This window comes from Croceicoccus sp., assembly GCF_983967925.1.
In genome coordinates, this window is the sequence record NZ_CFETID010000030.1 from 1 (window position 1) to 16084 (window position 16084).

At 63.5% G+C, this 16084-nt stretch carries 17 protein-coding genes and 1 tRNA gene; 5 read left to right on the top strand and 13 right to left on the bottom strand.

Going from position 1 to position 16084, the window contains the following annotated elements:
- The first annotated feature begins 4 nt into the window (after window positions 1–4).
- Both AC4FIJ_RS14085 and AC4FIJ_RS14090 read left to right on the top strand, forming a co-directional pair.
- Window positions 5–80 (top strand) — tRNA-Val (locus AC4FIJ_RS14085).
- 223 nt (window positions 81–303) lie between these two features.
- A complete protein-coding gene (locus AC4FIJ_RS14090) occupies window positions 304–1275 on the top strand; it encodes a peptidylprolyl isomerase (protein WP_490337309.1) in 972 nt (323 codons plus the stop codon).
- A 3-nt stretch (window positions 1276–1278) separates the two neighbouring features.
- Here AC4FIJ_RS14090 and AC4FIJ_RS14095 read toward each other — a convergent pair whose 3' ends face one another.
- From AC4FIJ_RS14095 to hemF, 3 genes are all read right to left on the bottom strand, one after another.
- Window positions 1279–3372: a RelA/SpoT family protein gene (locus AC4FIJ_RS14095; protein WP_490337310.1), complete on the bottom strand. Its 2094-nt coding sequence runs from the start codon at window positions 3370–3372 to the stop codon at window positions 1279–1281.
- Between the two features lie 75 nt (window positions 3373–3447).
- Window positions 3448–4926: a S41 family peptidase gene (locus AC4FIJ_RS14100; protein ID WP_490337311.1), complete on the bottom strand. Its 1479-nt coding sequence runs from the start codon at window positions 4924–4926 to the stop codon at window positions 3448–3450.
- Between the two features lie 111 nt (window positions 4927–5037).
- The gene (gene hemF, locus AC4FIJ_RS14105) at window positions 5038–5895 is read right to left on the bottom strand and encodes an oxygen-dependent coproporphyrinogen oxidase (protein ID WP_490337312.1); all 858 of its coding nucleotides are present in this window, start codon (window positions 5893–5895) and stop codon (window positions 5038–5040) included.
- A 46-nt stretch (window positions 5896–5941) separates the two neighbouring features.
- On the opposite strand from hemF, the gene pdeM reads away from it, so the two are divergent.
- The 3 genes from pdeM (at window position 5942) to AC4FIJ_RS14120 (ending at window position 8207) form a co-directional block, all read left to right on the top strand.
- Window positions 5942–6667: a ligase-associated DNA damage response endonuclease PdeM gene (gene pdeM / locus AC4FIJ_RS14110; protein ID WP_490337313.1), complete on the top strand. Its 726-nt coding sequence runs from the start codon at window positions 5942–5944 to the stop codon at window positions 6665–6667.
- 307 nt (window positions 6668–6974) lie between these two features.
- Window positions 6975–7493 carry a translation initiation factor IF-3 gene (infC, locus tag AC4FIJ_RS14115; RefSeq protein ID WP_490337314.1) on the top strand — a complete coding sequence of 173 codons (519 nt, stop codon included), beginning with the start codon at window positions 6975–6977 and terminating at the stop codon, window positions 7491–7493.
- A gap of 48 nt (window positions 7494–7541) precedes the next feature.
- A complete protein-coding gene (locus AC4FIJ_RS14120) occupies window positions 7542–8207 on the top strand; it encodes a tetratricopeptide repeat protein (RefSeq protein ID WP_490337315.1) in 666 nt (221 codons plus the stop codon).
- Window positions 8208–8214: 7 nt separating this feature from the next.
- Here AC4FIJ_RS14120 and AC4FIJ_RS14125 read toward each other — a convergent pair whose 3' ends face one another.
- The 10 genes from AC4FIJ_RS14125 to AC4FIJ_RS14170 form a co-directional block, all read right to left on the bottom strand.
- On the bottom strand, window positions 8215–8760 hold the full coding sequence (locus tag AC4FIJ_RS14125) for a J domain-containing protein (RefSeq protein WP_490337316.1): 546 nt from the start codon (window positions 8758–8760) through the stop codon (window positions 8215–8217).
- An 81-nt stretch (window positions 8761–8841) separates the two neighbouring features.
- On the bottom strand, window positions 8842–9354 hold the full coding sequence (gene pal, locus AC4FIJ_RS14130) for a peptidoglycan-associated lipoprotein Pal (protein ID WP_490337317.1): 513 nt from the start codon (window positions 9352–9354) through the stop codon (window positions 8842–8844).
- A gap of 111 nt (window positions 9355–9465) precedes the next feature.
- Complete coding sequence (tolB, locus tag AC4FIJ_RS14135; protein ID WP_490337318.1) at window positions 9466–10824, bottom strand: Tol-Pal system beta propeller repeat protein TolB; 1359 nt, start codon at window positions 10822–10824, stop codon at window positions 9466–9468.
- A gap of 2 nt (window positions 10825–10826) precedes the next feature.
- Window positions 10827–11663: a hypothetical protein gene (locus AC4FIJ_RS14140; protein ID WP_490337319.1), complete on the bottom strand. Its 837-nt coding sequence runs from the start codon at window positions 11661–11663 to the stop codon at window positions 10827–10829.
- A gap of 12 nt (window positions 11664–11675) precedes the next feature.
- Entirely contained in the window at window positions 11676–12134 is a 459-nt protein-coding gene (locus AC4FIJ_RS14145; RefSeq protein WP_490337320.1) for an ExbD/TolR family protein, read from the bottom strand.
- Complete coding sequence (tolQ, locus tag AC4FIJ_RS14150) at window positions 12135–12851, bottom strand: protein TolQ (RefSeq protein ID WP_490337321.1); 717 nt, start codon at window positions 12849–12851, stop codon at window positions 12135–12137. It lies immediately after the preceding gene.
- 5 nt (window positions 12852–12856) lie between these two features.
- Window positions 12857–13405, bottom strand: a complete 549-nt coding sequence (locus AC4FIJ_RS14155) for a YbgC/FadM family acyl-CoA thioesterase (RefSeq protein ID WP_490337322.1) — start codon at window positions 13403–13405, stop codon at window positions 12857–12859.
- A 114-nt stretch (window positions 13406–13519) separates the two neighbouring features.
- On the bottom strand, window positions 13520–13909 hold the full coding sequence (locus tag AC4FIJ_RS14160; RefSeq protein WP_490337323.1) for a histidine triad nucleotide-binding protein: 390 nt from the start codon (window positions 13907–13909) through the stop codon (window positions 13520–13522).
- 3 nt (window positions 13910–13912) lie between these two features.
- Window positions 13913–14248 carry a phosphoribosyl-ATP diphosphatase gene (locus AC4FIJ_RS14165; protein WP_490337324.1) on the bottom strand — a complete coding sequence of 112 codons (336 nt, stop codon included), beginning with the start codon at window positions 14246–14248 and terminating at the stop codon, window positions 13913–13915.
- Between the two features lie 64 nt (window positions 14249–14312).
- Window positions 14313–16064, bottom strand: coding sequence for a cation:proton antiporter domain-containing protein (locus AC4FIJ_RS14170; protein WP_490337325.1), 1752 nt, complete (start codon window positions 16062–16064; stop codon window positions 14313–14315).
- Window positions 16065–16084 lie beyond the last annotated feature (20 nt).

Here is a 16084-nt window from a genome sequence, read left to right on the forward strand (position 1 = left end):
CGCCGGGCGGTTAGCTCAGCTGGTAGAGCATCTCGTTTACACCGAGAGGGTCGGGGGTTCGAGCCCCTCACCGCCCACCATTTCCCTTTTCGAGTCGCAGGGCAAAAACGCTTCGCCGGGCCTTTCCGGTCGCTTTTTGCAGCCGCGAAAGGGGGCCTTAACTGGCCATGTCGAAAAATTTCCAGCGATGGCCGGTACTGGCAGGCAGATGGCAATTTCGAGTGTGTTGACCGATCCGGCAGCGCGAATCGCCACATGTCCAAACCTCTTTTCGCGAAGTGACGACAGTGCCATCATGGAGTGATGAAACGATCGCTCGCCCTCACCGCCGTCGCCGCGACACTTACTCTTGCCATGCTGCCATCCGCCGCCGCGCAGGAGGCTGACCGCCCCGCCCCCACGCCCCGGGAAATTGCCGATGCCGCCCCGGCCGGGCAATGGACCGAAATCGCGCCCGAAGATCTGATGATCGTGACGCTTGCGCCGACCGCAGCGGGTGAGGAACGACGAATCGTCATTCGCCTGATGAGCGAGCCCTTCGCGCAGGGCTGGGTCGACAATCTTCGCACATTGACGCGGGCCCGCTGGTACGATGGGTTGTGGGTCTATCGGCTGGTCGACAATTTCGTGGTGCAATGGGGCGATCCTGCCAGCGATCCGGACAGCGGCGAGACCCCCCGCCCCCTGCCTGCGGGGATCGTTACGCCGCCCCAAAGCGACTACATCCATCGGCCGGGTCCGGGCGCTCCGGATGCGGACCCCTGCGCGTCTGGCACATTCAGCGTGCGCGCCATCTGCGACAACTTCGCCGCGGCCGCCGGTTTTCGCGAAGGCTGGCCGGTTGCATGGAACGCCGACAGCATCTGGCCGATCCATTGCTATGGCATGGTCGGCGTGGGGCGGAACGAAGCGCCCGATACCGGCACGGGCAGCGAACTTTACGCCATCATCGGCCATGCCCCGCGTAGGCTGGACCGCAATCTCGCCGTGGTCGGACGGGTGATCGAAGGCATGGAACATTTCGCATCCCTGCCGCGCGGCCATGGCCGGATGAACACCTATGAGGACACGGCAACCCGCACGCCCATCGTTTCTGTCCGCCTTGCCAGCGAGATGGAGGATGCGCCGCGCTTCGAGTACCTGTCGACCGAGAGCGAGAGCTTTGCCCGCATGGCTGATGTGTTCGCGACCGGCACGAATGCGTTCTATACCGTCACCGCGGGCGACACCGATGTCTGCGCAATACCGCTGCCGGTGCGTGAGGTCGCGGAATAGATCCTAGACCCGATTGGCCTGCGCCACCGCGTCGCTGGCCCTCAGCGCGCTGATATTGCGGGTCAGATGGGCCAGGTCGCGCACCTCGATATCGACGACATAATGGCCAAAGCGCTCATCGCGCGACATCAGCCCCAGATGCGAGATATTGACGTGATTGGCCGCGAAGATGCCGGTCATCTCGGCAAGCGTGCCGGGGCGGTTGTAGAGGATCACGTTCAGCCTGCCGGTGGCGCCCTCGGTGCGCGGATCCCAGGACAGGTCCATCCACTCCTCTCCCGCCGCTTCCTCGGCCAGGGTCAGGCAGTCGATCGTGTGCACCTGCACCGTCTTGCCCTCCTGCACGCCGACGATGCGGTCGCCCGGCACCGGGTGGCAGCATTCCGACAATACCAGCTCGCTGCCCCGCGCGATTCCGCGAATGCGCACGGCCCGCTGCGGCGCCTGCCAAAAGCTGTTGTCGGGCAGCTCGGCGGCGCTGCCGGGCACCAGCGCTTCCATGATCTCGTGCTCGTTCAGCCGTGCCTCGCCGATGGCAAGCATGAATGCATCCTCGTCCGCCAGATCCAGCCGCTTGATCGCCCCGGTCAGCGCCTTTTTCCCGACCTTGCCGGGCATGCGCGCGACGATCGAATCGTACAGGTCGCGCCCCGTCTCGATCGTTTCCTCGCGCTCCTTCATGCGGACCGATCTCCGGATCGCGGCGCGCGCCTTGGCCGTCGTGACAAAGCTGAGCCAGGTCAGTTGCGGCTCGCTGTCGGGGCCCTTGATGATCTCGACCACATCGCCGTTCGCCAGCGGCGTGCGCAGCGGCATGTGGCGCCCATTGATCTTGGCCCCGACCGCGTGCGCGCCCATGTCGGTGTGGACGGCAAAGGCGAAATCCACCGGCGTCGCCCCCTTGGGCAGCTGATAGAGCGCACCCTTGGGCGTAAAGGCAAAGATGCGGTCCTGATAGATTGCCAGCTTCGCGTTCTCGAGCAGTTCCTCGGCGTCCTGCGCCTGTTCCATCACCTCGATCAGGTCGCGCAGCCAGCCGACCTGCCCGTCCGGCGTCGTGCCGCCCTGCTTGTAGGCCCAGTGCGCGGCGAGCCCGAACTCATTGGTCCTGTGCATCTCCTGCGTACGGATCTGCACCTCCATCCGCATCGAATTGCGATAGATCAGCGCGGTGTGGAGAGAGCGGTAGCCATTCGCCTTGGGCGTCGAGATATAATCCTTGAACCGCCCCGGCAGGGTGGACCAGTTGCCGTGCAGCAGGCCGAGCGCGCGATAGCAATCCTCGACACTGTCGGTCAGCACGCGAAAGGCCATGATGTCGGTGATCTGCTCGAAGCTGACGTGGCGTTCGGCCATCTTCTTCCAGATCGAATAGGGATGCTTCTCGCGCCCCGAAACCTCGACGTTCAGGCCGCCTTCGGCCAGCACCTGCTTGATGCGCAGCGCGATCTCGTCGACCTGCCCGCCTTCTTCCGAACGGATCTGCGCCAGCCGGCCGGTGATGGTGGCATAGGCCTGCGGCTCCAGCTGTTCGAAGGCGAGCAGCTGCATCTCGCGCATATATTCGTACATGCCCACGCGCTCGGCCAGCGGGGCGTAGATATCCATCGTCTCGCGCGCGATGCGCTGGCGCTTTTCGGGCTTCGATATGAAGTGAAGCGTGCGCATGTTGTGAAGCCGGTCGGCCAGCTTGACCAGCAGGACGCGCAGATCCTCGCTCATCGCCAGCAGGAACTTGCGCAGGTTTTCGGCCGCGCGCTCGTTCTCGGGCATCTGCTCGATCTTGGACAGCTTGGTCACGCCGTCGACCAGCCGCGCGACTTCGGCTCCGAAATTGCGCTCGACATCCTCGATGGTGGCAAGCGTGTCCTCCACCGTGTCGTGGAGCAATGCGGTGATGATCGTTTCCTGGTCCAGCTTCAGGTCGGTCATCAGGCCCGCCACCTCGACCGGATGGCTGAAATAGGGATCGCCGCTGGCGCGCTTCTGTGTGCCGTGCTTCTGCACGGTGTACACATAGGCGCGGTTCAGCATCGCCTCGTCCGCATCGGGATCATAGGCTTTTACGCGTTCGACAAGTTCATACTGGCGCAGCATCTTGAGGGCGAATTTGGGCGCTTAATGCGCGGCTTGCAACTAGGGCATAACGCGAAATTGTCTCTTACACTCCGATCAGAACAGGCCGGGTGTCTCGATCTGGGCGATGTTTGGCTGCTTGGGCATTGGCACTTTCCTGCGAACCGATCGGGTAGCCTGCGTGCCGGCTGTTGCCGTGATCGGCGGGTAGCATGTGCCGTAATTCAACCAAGCTTGCGCGTCGAGAACCAGAGTTTCAAGTAGTGAACCGAGCGGATAGTCGAGGTTATCCCTTGCGGCGCAGGTGTTGGGCATGGCGCTGGCCATGCCACCGAAGTAATCGGCATTGCCGTCGGCGTTTACCGTCCGGAACGTGACGACCCGTAGGCGATCGTCGCAAGCTTCAAGATCGAAGGCATATTGGCCGACCGGTTTCCCATAGGTGTTAGTGCCCACAAGCACAGTATCGCCGCCGGAGTAGGGGATCTGCCCGTTCATGATCAATTCAGAAGCCGAAGCACTAGAATCCGTAGCGATAAAAGCGATCTTGTCGGGCGAAAGCGCATGGGCTTCGACCCCGAACAGAAAATCTTCATTGTTTGCTGACTTGCTGTTACGCAATTCCAGTCTTGACCACAGTTGCCCCTCGCGCCCCTTGTTCATCAAATCTGCCAAGATATTCGCGGTTCGCACAAGACCGCCGCCATTATAACGCACGTCGATCATAATTCTGTCGACGCCCTGCTCACCCATATCCCGAAACGCTTCGCGCAGACTATCTTCTGCGGGTCCAATGAAACTCCGCAAATGGATATAGCCGGTCTTGCCAAATCTATCCGAAAATACTCTATAGCCATAACGCGGCGATAAGGGCTCGATATTGTAATCGGCGGGGGTGATAGTCTTCTGAAACGTATATTCGCCCGCAACTGGCTCTCGCGTCATAAAGCGGATTACCCGGCTACTTCCGTCATCAGGTAACAGGGCATCTATTAATTCATCATTGTTCATGTCGGCGATCAATTTCATCGATTCTGCGGTACGGCCGGCTGCCAAGATTTCGGTCCCCCGGTCAATGCCGGCAGCAAACGCAGGCGCATTTTCGAATGCTTCGCGGACTCTCAATCTGTTAATTGAGTCCTCGAACACCAGCAGCATACCGAAGCCCTGCGTCGAACCACTGCTATAATAGGCTTCCTCCTCCTCGATCGAGGTGAGATAAGTCCACCCGCGATCCTTTTCCTGCTGATAGGCAGGTGCGACCAATGCATCGATATAGGACTGAAGGTCGTTATAGTCCGATTTCCTGACGTCGCTGTCGATCAGATCGGGAAACAAATACCATTCGCTCAAAACCGATCTTGCCCAGTCCTGTCGTGCAGAAAGGGAGCAGTTTGAACTTGTGGGCGTGGGGCTAGATGATGGCGTTGGACTAGGCGAAACAACGACAGGCGTACCGTTCGACTCGCCGCTACCGCCGCCGCAGCCGGTTACCGCCAGCACCATGGCCAGCGCGCCAAACATATTGCCGCCCTGCCGAACGGCGTTCCAGCGCGATGCCGAATTCGATCCCATAATCTGTACGACCCCGTTTCGGGCGGGCTACCCTGCCCGCCTGCAATCCGGGGCCACTATTTGCGGTAACCAGCTTAACTTCAACTTAAACTGCCTCCATGCGCGTCGGGATCAGCGCCACGCCGCCTCGGGCGGAAGGCTCATCAATATGGCCTCGATATTGCCGCCGGTCTTCAGCCCGAACAACGTCCCGCGATCGTGGACCAGATTGAATTCGGCATAGCGACCGCGCCATTCCAGCATCTGCTGCCGGTCTGCTGCATTCCATTCCTGATCCATCCGGCGGCGCACGATATGCGGGAACGCCGAGAGGAACGCTTCGCCCACCGCGCGGGTGAAGGCGAGATTGGCTTCGAACCCGGCCAGATCCTCGCACTCCAGATGGTCGTAGAAGATACCGCCCACGCCCCGGTGCACGCCGCGGTGCGGGATGAAGAAATACTCGTCCGCCCATTTGCTGAAACGTTCGTAATAATCCGCGCCATGGGCGTCGCAGGCCGCCTTCAACGCGGCGTGAAATTCCGCCGTATCCTCTTCGTAGGGGATCGGCGGGTTGAGATCGGCCCCGCCGCCGAACCATGCCTTCTGGGTGGTCAGGAACCGCGTGTTCATGTGAACGGCGGGCACATGCGGATTAGCCATATGCGCGACAAGGCTGATGCCGGTGGCGACGAAGTCGGGATGCTCCTCGCTTGCCCCGTTGATGCTGGCCGCGAATTGCGGTGCGAAACGGCCGTGCACCGTCGACACGTTGACGCCGACCTTCTCGAACACCTTGCCCTTCATCAGGCCGCGCGTACCGCCGCCGGGATTGTCGTTGCCTTCCTCCTCGCGCTGCCACGGCGTGTACTCAAACGCCGCGTCGCTGCCTGCCTCGCGCTCGATCTCCTCGAACGCGGCGCAGATGCGGTCGCGCAATGTCTCAAACCAGCTGCGCGCCTGCTCGGTCTGTGTTGTCCAGTCGGTCATGCAAGAGCGCTTGCCAAATGCGGAACGCGGCGGCAATAGCACACGGATGGTTCCCGTTTCATTCGCCCCCATCGAATTTGCCGGTCAGGAATGGCGCATGATCGCCGATGCCAGCGGCGGGCGTGCCCTGTATTGGGAGCGGGAGAATGCGCTGATCGTCGCCGACCTGCACCTTGAGAAGGCGAGCTTCTATGCGCAGGCCGGCCAGATGCTGCCACCCTATGACAGCCGCGAGACGCTGGAACGGGTGGCCTGCGCCGTGCGGGCGACCGGAGCGCGCCGGGTGTTCACGCTGGGCGACAATTTTCACGACACCGCGGGGCCCCAGCGCCTGGAGCCCCATGCCCGGGGCATGCTGGATGCGCTGACGCGGGCGCTCGACTGGGTCTGGGTGACGGGCAACCATGACGAAAAACATGGCGAGGCGGCAGCGCCCGGCGGCACCCAGCTGGCCGAGCTGGAAATTGCGGGGATCGTGCTGCGCCACATGGCGCGGCCCGGCGAACGGCGTCCCGAACTGTCGGGGCATTTCCATCCGCGACTGCAATTGTCGCTGCGCGGCAGACGAATCGTTCGCCCCTGCGCCGTTGTTGCGCAAGGCGGCGGATCGACGGGCGGGCGTATGGTGCTGCCCGCCTGCGGCGCGCTGACGGGCGGCATGGATGCCGGCGATCCCGCCATCGTAAAGGCGCTGCAACCCGCCAGCACGATCGAGGCGGCAGTCCCGGCGGCAGGTCGACTGCTGCGGTTTCCCTTGTGGAAGGCGGCCTGAGCGCGGCGGCCTTGGATTCGGGCGGACTTGGATTCGGGCGAAGGGGTGCCTATTTTTATGAGACCTTGGCGGAACGCAGTGCCATGTTGCTCCGTTCGCTCTGTATAGCGGGTTCTCTCTTTATATTGATCCCGTTTAGGGATAAGAGCGCCCGCTGAGGTTTCGATCCGCCACGGCTTTTTCCGTAGGGCGGCGTTCCCGCAACTGTCAGGCCTTTACGTTTTTCAGGCTGAGGCGGTTGTTTTGTGTTTTTTGTCTTGAGGCAATTGAAGGAGAAGGCCCCATAGCACGTCCACCTCGTCGCAGTTTGCAACCGCCGGTCAAGAGCGGGCCGCGATATAATAATTTCATTCAGGTCGACAAGGTTCGCGTCATCGACGGCGAGGGCGAGAATCTCGGGGTGATGTACACGCGTGAGGCTATCGAGCAGGCAGCCGAAGTCGGGCTGGATCTGGTCGAGGTTTCGCCCAATGCCGATCCGCCGGTTTGCAAGTTCCTCGACGTCGGCAAGTACCGCTATGAGGCGCAGAAAAAGGCCAACGCCCAGCGCAAGACCCAGAAGACGCAGGAACTCAAAGAGATCAAGATGCGTCCCAATATCGATGACCACGATTACGACGTGAAGATGCGTAACGTGAACAAGTTCATCGAGAACGGGGACAAGGTGAAGCTCACCCTGCGCTTCCGTGGCCGCGAACTGTCGCACCAGGAACTGGGCATGAACCTGCTCAAGCGGGTTCAGGCGGATGTGGAAGAGATCGCCAAGGTCGAGGCCTATCCCCGCATGGAAGGCCGTCAGATGCTGATGGTGCTTGCTCCCAAGTGAACCTGATGCACACGTTTTGGTAACCATCTCTCCCCTAGGATTGGGGCGATGGTTGCAGAATGGTATCTTTCTCCCGACTGGGACGAACAGGCGCAGGCGGATTTCCGGCTGCGCCTTTCGCATGAGCGGGACCGGCGCGTTTTCTACCTTGGGCAAAAGGCTGCCGCCATCGCGGACGAGCACCCCGAGGATGCGCTGGCGCTATACGACCAGAAAATCGCCGCCGCCGAATATGAAGACGAGATCGTGCCCGCCCTGCACGCGCAGGCCATGATCCATTTCCGCGCGGGCGATTACGAAGCCATGTTCTCCGCATTCGAGCGCGCGATCGAGGTGGGCGGAGAATTCACGGCGATCGCGGCGATTACCGATTATTGCTCCGCCGTCGGGCTGCTGCGTGACGAGACGCGCTACGACACCGCGCTCGCCTGGCTCGACAAGCTCGACCAACGCGCCATGACGCAATTGGGGCAGCCTTTCGTCGGATTTGCGGCCAGTGCGGCACGTGCCTTCATCTGCTGGCAGACCGGCGATCGCGAACTGGCCACGAATGCCGCGCGCGATGCACTGGAAATGTCGATCAGCGACGATCCCCTGCCCGGCCTGCCCTGCATAGGAGCCGCACCGAAACCGCCCAGCCCGGTGCATGACCGTCTTCTGGTGATCGCGGGACTGTGGGACGACGACAAGCTGGGGCCTGCCCCCCGGCCCTGAGGCCTTCCTAGCCTTCCGGGTGGCCGTGCCAGCTGCGGCGCTCTTCTGCCGCGCGCAGCACTTCGTAGGCGAGCTGCAGCTTGTGGAACTCCTTCGCGGCAGCCTCGTCGTCAGGCTTTACGTCGGGGTGGACTTCCTTCGCCTTGTTCCGCCACGCCTTTTTGATTGTCGCGAAATCGACGTCATACTCAAGGTCGAGGACGTCGAGCGCGTTCATCTCGTCACGGCTGCGCGAACCGTCGCCCGATGCGCTCCATCCATAATGCGAGGCCTGCTGGTAACCCGCGTTGGTGGCGCGCTCGCTCGATGCGCGGGCGGCGGCCTCCTCGGCGTCCAGTCCGGCGAAATAATCCCAGCCGCGATTATATTCGGCCGCGTGCTTTTCGCAGAAATACCAGCGATCGGGGCTGTTGGGAGATTTGGGGGCGGGACAATTGCCCGGCTCTTCGCATCCGTGACGGTCGCACAGCTTTACCGTCTGCGCCTCGCGCCCGGCTTCATAGCCGCGCCAGCGGGGAAAACCCCAGTCCATCGATCGACCCGAACGTGCCATTCGGACAGCGTTACAGGCTCGATCGCCGGGGGTCGAGGGGCGATCCGCCGAAAAGTATCGGCAGACCGCCCACCCGTTGACTTACTGAACCGTGACGGTCACCGCACGGCGGTTCTGCGCCCAGGACTGTTCGTCCGAACCCATCGCGACCGGGCGTTCCTTGCCATAGCTGACGACATTGATGCGTCCGGCCTGAATGCCGAGGCCGACGAGATAGTTCTTCGCGGCATTGGCACGGCGCTCACCCAGAGCGAGGTTGTATTCGCGGGTGCCGCGTTCGTCGGCATGGCCTTCGATCGTGACGCGCACATTGGGATAGCGCTGCAGCCACTGGGCCTGGCTCTGCAACGTGGCCATGTCCGAGCTATCGACGTTATAGCGGTCGGTGTCGAAGAAGATGCGATCCGACGACACGGAGGCAACGAAATCTTCCTGGCTGCCCGGGACCGGACCGCTGGGAGCGGGCGTGGCGGTCGGCGGCGGAGTCGGCGTCGGCTCCGGCGGCAATTCGTCGGGCGTGGACTTACAGGCGCCCAGCGCAAGCGTGCTGGCGGCCATCAGAAGAATGACGGACTGGCGGTTCAAGAGCGACATTTTCAATGCTCCTTTTATTGACCTGCGCATGATTATCGCAGGGGGCGGTCTGGTCAATGGAATCCGTGCGAACAGCCCCATCGAACGCACGGTGATTTCAGGATAACGCCCTTAAGGCAGAACCGGTCCCCAAGCAGGGTCGGATGCATTTTCCGGCGTCTCCAGCTTGCGCAGGTGGCGACCTGTGAGATCGACCTGCCAAAGTGCGGTTTCCCCGGTGTTCTTCGTGGTGCGGAAGAACTGGATGATGCGGCCATTGGGGCTCCAGGTCGGAGCCTCGTCCTGCCATGCATTGGTCAAATGGCGCATATTGCCGCCCGACGGGCTCATCACCGCGACGCGCAGATCGCCCGCGATATGGGTAAAGGCAATCTGGTCGCCGCGCGGGCTCCATTCCGGCGTTGCCGCGCGGCCGCCAAAGAAGCTGATGCGGCGCTGGTTCGACCCGTCCGCGTCCATGACATAGACCTGCTGGCTGCCCGAACGATCCGATTCGAAGGTGATCCGCCGGCCATCGGGCGAATAGGACCCGCCGATGTCGATGCCGGGGCTGTCGGTCAGCCGCACCGGCGTGCCGCCGCCACTGGCCGACACGCGGTAGATGTCGGTATTGCCCGCTGTTGCCATCGAATACAGGATGTATCGTCCATCGGGCGACCAGCGCGGCGCGAAGGTCGGGCCGCTTGCCTGCGTAACCAGTGTCTGCCGCCCGCTCTGGATGTCATAGACATAGATGCGCGGATTGCCATCCGAATAGGACAGATACGCGATCTTGGAATAATCCGGAGAATAGCGCGGCGTCAGCGCGGTCGTCGATCCGCTGGTGATGAAGCGATGGTTCGCGCCGTCCGAATCCATGATCGCCAGACGCTTGCGGCGGTTACCCTTGGGCCCCGTCTCGGCGATATAGGCGATGCGGCTGTCAAAGAACGGCTCTTCGCCCGACAGGCGCGAATAGATCATGTCGGCGCATTTATGCGCGGCGCGGCGCCAGTCGGCAGGCTCCACCACATAGCCTTCGCGCACCAGCTCGCTGCCCAGCTGCACGTCGTAGAGATAGCAGCCGACGGTCAGCTGGTTGTTCGCCGCCGCGGTGACATAGCCATGCACCAGCATGTCGGTGCCCAACGGACGCCAGCGGTCGAATTGCGGATTGGTCGCTTCGGAAAAGACAATCCTGGGCAGGCGGTCGGGGCCGACCGGCTTGAACAGGCCGTTGTTCTGAAGATCGGCGGTGATGACGCGGGCGAGTTCCACGCCCAGCTTGGACGTGGTCTGCGGCGCGGCCGGGGTCGGCAGGTCACGGTCTGTCGGGAATGCGGGAATGGCGATGCCAAGATCCTGCCATTCGCTTTCGTCCGAGACCGATCCGGTCAGGCCGCCGGTGTCCTGCGCCGCGGCAGGCGTGGCGACGACGGCGATGGCCGCCGCGATCAGGCCGAACAATTGGGGCCGGTGAGCTTTGAGCATCCTTAGAGTCTCCGGTCGAAACGGAACGCGTCGACGCGTTTCCAGCTATCGTAATATTCCGAGGGAAGGTCGAACGGGGCAGCCAGCTGCACCGCCCGGATGGCGAGTTCTGCGTGACGGTCGGCCTGCGCCCTGTTGGCGTCGGTTATGCCTGACTGAGACACGACTTCGGGACGTCCTGCAAGGCTGCCGTCACGATTCAGACGCCACGCGAGCACGGTGACGAGCTTTTCCGCGTCCGCCCCCTGCGGTGCGGTCCAGTGCGGCTTGAGCGCGCGGGCGATGGCGGAAGACAGCGATGCCGCCGTCGCCGGCCCTGCCCGCTCCGCATGCTGGTCCCGGTCCGAACCGCTGCCGCCCGTGCCCGACAAAAAATCGGAACCGATCCGGCTGCCAGTGGCCGCTTGCTGCTTTGGCGAGGGCTGCTGCTTGGGCTGGGGGGCCGGTTTCGGTTCGGGCTGGCGAGCCTTGGGTTTCGGTGCAGGTGTCGGACTGGGACGCGGCGTCGGTGCCGGACGCGACGTTTCGACCGGCCTTGCGACTTCGCGCACGGGTTCGGAAATCGGCTCGGCCGCGGGCTGGATTTCGCCCAGCTCTGGCGCGACGGACGGCGCGGGATCGGCCATCGGATTGGGCGAGATCGATTCCAGCGCGATCTCGTCCGACACGGTCACCGAAATACGCTCTGGCAAGTCCACCGGCTCGGGTGCATTTTCCCACCATGCCAGCCCCGCGAACAGGGCCAGATGGGCCGCGATGGCAATGCCCAGCCCCACGCGCTCCTCGCGCCCGAAGGCGGGCGTTTCGGCAAGCTCGAAGGGCACTCTGGCGGAACGCATAGTCGCCATCGGCTATGGACTTTCAGATGAACCGTGCGTGACCAGCGATATCTGGCGGAATCCGGCTGCGTTCAAGGCACCCATCACCGCCACCACGCGGCCATAGTCGAGCGACCGATCCGCGCGCAGCACGACCGGCGGCGCGCTGGCGGCATCGGGCGGCGAGATCATGGCCAGACGGTCCGCGAATTCGCCCGCAGGGATGCGATCCTCGTCGATATAGATCAGCCCCTGTTCGTCCAGCGAGACGCTGACCTGCCGGTCCTGATTGTCCAAGGCGTCGGCCTGGCTGTCGGGCAGGTCTACCGGCACGCCCGCGACAAGCAGCGGTGCGGCGACCATGAAGATGATCAGCAGCACCAGCATCACGTCGACCATCGGCGTGACGTTAATCTCCGCCATGGGCGCGCGGCCGTGGCGTCCGCGCCGCCCGCGCCCGCCGCCGCCCGAAGAAGCGAGCCTTGCGCCCATCTACATCGCCTCCAGTTCGCGGCTGAGCGAGGCATGCAGCCTGTCGCTGAACCGGTAGAGCCGCGTCTCGAAGACGCCGACGCGGTGCGAGAAGCGGTTATAGGCGATGACGGCGGGAATGGCCGCGAACAAGCCGATCGCGGTGGCGAACAGCGCCTCGGAAATACCGGGCGCCACGACGGCGAGCGAGGTGTTGGACTGCGCGCCGATCTGGAAAAAGCTCTCCATGATGCCCCACACCGTGCCGAACAGGCCGACGAAGGGTGCGACCGAACCGACAGTGGCGAGGAAGTTCAGCTGTGTCGCCAGACGATCGCTTTCCGCGGTGACCGCCGCGTCCATGGCCTGCGTCAAGCGCGCACGCGTGCCCTCACGGTCGCGCACGCCCTTCTCGGTGGATGCGCGCCACTCGGCCAGCCCCGCTTCTGCCACGGTGCGCGAAGGCAGGCTGCCTTCGCGATTGGCGATCAGCGCATCGGGATTGTCGCTGCGCCAGAAGCTCTTTTCGAAATGACGGTTCTTCGCCTCCAGCCTTCCGACCTTGAGCGAGAACGACACGATGATCGCCCACACCCAGATCGAGGCGAGCAGCAATCCGAACATCACCAGCTTCACCACGATCCCCGCGTCGAGGAACAGTTGCAGCGGATCAAGATGCGTCGGCGCGGCGGCGGACGCCGGCATGGCGGCAGACAGAATAAGGGCGGTTGCTGTCATCGACATCAGGCTTTCGGATCAGGATTGTTTTCGGGGAGAGCCCCCTGCCGCCCCGCTATGGAGGCATCAGGTGAACGGGCCATGAAATCGTCGAAGGCATCCAGCCAGTTTTCGGGCTGGCGGCGGGGGCGGCCGTTGGGCGCCACGAAACCGACGCGCACGTCCATCTCGGCCAGCAACGCGCCGCTTCTCCATGCCTTCTGGTTAAGCTTGCACGATGCGCGGCCGATCTGCACCGCGCGCGTCTCGATCATCATTTCGTCGTCGAGCCGCGCAGGCGCCACATAGCGGATAGTCAGATCGCTGACCGCATAGGCACCCTCGCCCGCCTCATGCGCGGCGCGCTGGTCGATATCGAGCATGCGCAAAAGATCGGAGCGCGCGCGTTCGAAAAAACGCAGATAGTTCGCGTGATAGACCACGCCCGACAGATCGGTATCTTCGAAGAACACGCGCACCGCGTAATAATGCACGCCGCGCAGGATCGATCCGCCTGCCGGAACGGGCAGCGCGTCGCCTGGGGGCGCAGCGGTTTCATGATTGTCGGTACGCATGGGCCCAAGGCTCATAGCCGGGGGGCGATTCGGCGCACAAGCGCCCCGAGGCCAGTTGTGAACCGTTGATCGCGCCGATCCCACGAGTGGACCGTCCGCGCGGGTCAAACCGACCTATCGCGGCGTCAACATGGGCCCCATCGTGCGCCCGCCCAGCAAATGCACATGCAAATGGGGCACGATCTGCCCGCCGTTCGGACCGATATTGTTGATGAGGCGATATCCCTCTTCGACAAGACCCAGTTGCCGCGCGACATTGCCGACGGCCTTCACGAAACCGGCCACTTCCTCGGCAGGGGCATTTTGCGAGAAATCGTCCCAGCTGACGTAGCCATTACGCGGCACCACCAGAACGTGGATCGGGGCTACGGGCGCGATATCCTCGAACGCGACGGCCCATTCGTCCTCGTACACCTTGGTCGAGGGTATCTCGCCACGCAGTATCTTGGCGAAGATATTGTCGGGATCGTAGGGCTGCGTCGGGTCGACGGGGGTCACGCTCATGGCTCAGTTCCCTTGGCTACTACGCGAATTCTTTTCCTCGATGCCCGACAGGCCTTCGCGGCGGCCCAGTTCGGTCAGCGCGTCGTGGATCGACAGGTCGCGCGCGGCAAGGAGGACGGAGAGATGGAAGATCACGTCCGCAGCCTCGCCCACCAGTTCCTCGTCGCTTCCGGCAAGGGCGGCCACGACGGTCTCGACCGCTTCTTCGCCCAGCTTGCGCGCGGCATAGTCGGGGCCGCGGTCGAACAGTTTTGCGACATAGCTTTGTTCGGGGTCGCCGCCCTTGCGGGTCTCGATGGTGGCGGCAAGGCGCGTGATGATATCGATGCTATCGGTCATGTCGGGCTGACGCTTAGGTTTGCGGCGCGGCTTCGTCCAGCCTGCCTGTTGCCGGCATGCGGATCTAGCCGCGCGGATCGGGCACGAACATGCGGTCGATGCCTGCGCGCAAATCGCCCGCCTCGCGCTGCAGAACCAGTCGCTCCTCGTCCGCCTTGCGGTAATCGTCGATCGCGTTTTCGATCAGCTGCTCGCTGCTGCCCAGTCCGCGCAGCGCCTCCTTGGCCATGACGATCGCCGATTCGTAGACCTCGCGCACCACCACGTCCTTTTTGCCGGGATCGATCTTCATGACGGATCGCCGGTCGAAGACACGAATATAAACGAGCGCATCGGGGAATGCCTCGTGCACTTCGCGCAGCAAATGGGCGTCGATCTGGTCGCCGTCGATGCAGAACAGGATGGCTTCGGCCTCGGCCGCGCCGGCCTGTCGCAACAAATCCATCCGGGTGCCGTCGCCGAAATAGACGGTGGCGCCGAATTCGCGCGCGACATCGATCTGGTTGACGTCGCTGTCGATCACGGTCAGCCCGATTTCGCCCGCTGCCAGCGCCTGTGCGACGGTCTGGCCGAACCGGCCATAGCCCACCACCAGCGCCGTCGCCCCCTCGTTGACCGGCCCCGCGCGTTCCTCTCCGGCCCCGGCGGGCGGGCGGCGGATGCTGGAGGTGAACTTCATTAGAAACGGCGTCGATGCCATCGAGATGGTGACGATGGCGGTGAACAGGCTCGACGCCTCGCTGCTGATGAGGAGGCCGCGCTCGGCCGCGGCGAACAGGACGAAACCGAACTCGCCGCCCTGGCTGAGCAGCAGGCCGAGCGCCAGCGCGCTGCGCCATTGCATCTTTGCCAGCAGGCCAAGCAGGAAGATCACCCCCGCCTTGGCCGAAATGAGCAGGACAGCGCCCAGCAGCACGAACACGGGCCGCTCGGCAATGGCCTGCAGGTCGAGCATCATGCCCACCGCAAGGAAGAACAGGCCCAGCAGGATCGAGCGGAACGGTTCGACATCGGCCTCAAGCTCGTGCCGGAAGGGCGAGCTTGCCAGCATGACGCCCGCGACAAAGGCGCCCAGCGCGGTCGACAGGCCCAGCCAGGACATGAGCGCCGCCGAGCCGACCACCGCGAACAGCCCGGCGACCACGAACATCTCGCGCTCACCCAGATTGCCGATCAGGCGCAGCAGAGGGCGCAGCAGGTAGGCCCCGGCCAATACCAGCCCGCCCACCGCGGCAATCGTCATCAGCCCAAGCTGCCAGCCCGGCGGCCCCGCCTGATCCGCCGGGTTCCGGCTGAGCGCCGCGACGATGGTCAGCAGCGGAATGATCGACAGATCCTGGAACAGCAGCACGGCGAAGGCACGCTCACCGAACGGGGTGCGAAGCCGTCCTGCCGATTGCAGCATCGGCAGCACCTGCGCCGTCGAAGACAGCGCCAGCGGCAGACCCAGCGCCAGCACGGCGGCGAAGGTGAAACGCGTCGTGAGATAGATCAGTGCGACGATGGCGACCGCGCATAGCGCGACCTGCGCGAAACCCAGCCCGAAGATTTCCCGCCGCATGCGCCACAATCGCTGCGGCGCGAGTTCGAGGCCGACGATGAACAGCAGGAAGGTGATGCCAAGTTCGGCGAAATGCAGCTTGTCCTCGGCGTCTCCGGCAAGGCCAAGAACCTGCGGGCCCACGACGACGCCCGCGACAAGATAACCCAGCGTCGCGCCCAGCCCCAGCCGGCGGAACAGCAGCACGAAAGCCAATGCCGCGCCCAGCAGGACGAACCCCTCGACCAGCAGGCCCGCGCTTTCGCTTTCCCCCATATCAGCCCCCCATCATCATC

Excerpts from the sequence above, each read along its gene's own strand:
- AC4FIJ_RS14090 (WP_490337309.1), top strand. The coding sequence starts at position 304 with ATGAAACGATCGCTCGCCCTCACCGCCGTCGCCGCGACACTTACTCTT.
- AC4FIJ_RS14095 (WP_490337310.1), bottom strand. The coding sequence starts at position 3,372 with ATGCTGCGCCAGTATGAACTTGTCGAACGCGTAAAAGCCTATGATCCC.
- AC4FIJ_RS14100 (WP_490337311.1), bottom strand. The coding sequence starts at position 4,926 with ATGGGATCGAATTCGGCATCGCGCTGGAACGCCGTTCGGCAGGGCGGC.
- hemF (WP_490337312.1), bottom strand. The coding sequence starts at position 5,895 with ATGACCGACTGGACAACACAGACCGAGCAGGCGCGCAGCTGGTTTGAG.
- pdeM (WP_490337313.1), top strand. The coding sequence starts at position 5,942 with ATGGTTCCCGTTTCATTCGCCCCCATCGAATTTGCCGGTCAGGAATGG.
- AC4FIJ_RS14120 (WP_490337315.1), top strand. The coding sequence starts at position 7,542 with ATGGTTGCAGAATGGTATCTTTCTCCCGACTGGGACGAACAGGCGCAG.
- AC4FIJ_RS14125 (WP_490337316.1), bottom strand. The coding sequence starts at position 8,760 with ATGGCACGTTCGGGTCGATCGATGGACTGGGGTTTTCCCCGCTGGCGC.
- pal (WP_490337317.1), bottom strand. The coding sequence starts at position 9,354 with ATGTCGCTCTTGAACCGCCAGTCCGTCATTCTTCTGATGGCCGCCAGC.
- tolB (WP_490337318.1), bottom strand. The coding sequence starts at position 10,824 with ATGCTCAAAGCTCACCGGCCCCAATTGTTCGGCCTGATCGCGGCGGCC.
- AC4FIJ_RS14140 (WP_490337319.1), bottom strand. The coding sequence starts at position 11,663 with ATGCGTTCCGCCAGAGTGCCCTTCGAGCTTGCCGAAACGCCCGCCTTC.
- AC4FIJ_RS14145 (WP_490337320.1), bottom strand. The coding sequence starts at position 12,134 with ATGGGCGCAAGGCTCGCTTCTTCGGGCGGCGGCGGGCGCGGGCGGCGC.
- tolQ (WP_490337321.1), bottom strand. The coding sequence starts at position 12,851 with ATGACAGCAACCGCCCTTATTCTGTCTGCCGCCATGCCGGCGTCCGCC.
- AC4FIJ_RS14155 (WP_490337322.1), bottom strand. The coding sequence starts at position 13,405 with ATGCGTACCGACAATCATGAAACCGCTGCGCCCCCAGGCGACGCGCTG.
- AC4FIJ_RS14160 (WP_490337323.1), bottom strand. The coding sequence starts at position 13,909 with ATGAGCGTGACCCCCGTCGACCCGACGCAGCCCTACGATCCCGACAAT.
- AC4FIJ_RS14165 (WP_490337324.1), bottom strand. The coding sequence starts at position 14,248 with ATGACCGATAGCATCGATATCATCACGCGCCTTGCCGCCACCATCGAG.
- AC4FIJ_RS14170 (WP_490337325.1), bottom strand. The coding sequence starts at position 16,064 with ATGGGGGAAAGCGAAAGCGCGGGCCTGCTGGTCGAGGGGTTCGTCCTG.